Annotated in this window: 1 protein-coding gene and 1 pseudogene; both read right to left on the bottom strand. The window is 51.5% G+C overall.

The annotated features are described in order from the left end of the window. On the bottom strand, positions 1-88 hold an 88-nt coding region (locus RTW80_RS28710; protein ID WP_312721495.1), incomplete at its 3' end, for a hypothetical protein. A 22-nt stretch (positions 89-110) separates the two neighbouring features. Next, positions 111-291 (bottom strand): annotated as a pseudogene (locus RTW80_RS28705) (16S rRNA (cytosine(967)-C(5))-methyltransferase); the annotation flags it as partial.

Here is a 291-nt window from a genome sequence, read left to right as displayed (position 1 = left end):
CCACAATGGTGATATCGTTGTTTTCGCCCACGAGATTTTCCGCCAGCGTTACGCCAACTTGCCCTGCGCCCAGAATGATAATTTTCATCTTTCGTGACCTGTTCTCAACATCACTCTTTGATTAGCTTAGCGTAAAAGAAACCATCACCCTCTTCTGCGCCCGGCAGGTTTTGCAGACCCGGGTGCTCAGGTGTTCCCGTATCATGCAGCGTAGCGTCCGGGGTGCGTTTCAGGAAAGCCGCAATTTGCTGACTGTTCTCTTCCGGAAGAACAGAGCAGGTTGCATACACC

The organism is Escherichia sp. AM3 (assembly GCF_032029835.1).
GTDB lineage: Bacteria > Pseudomonadota > Gammaproteobacteria > Enterobacterales > Enterobacteriaceae > Escherichia > Escherichia coli.
Note: the sequence above shows the minus strand (reverse complement) of the source record. Positions and strands in the feature narration are given on the sequence as shown.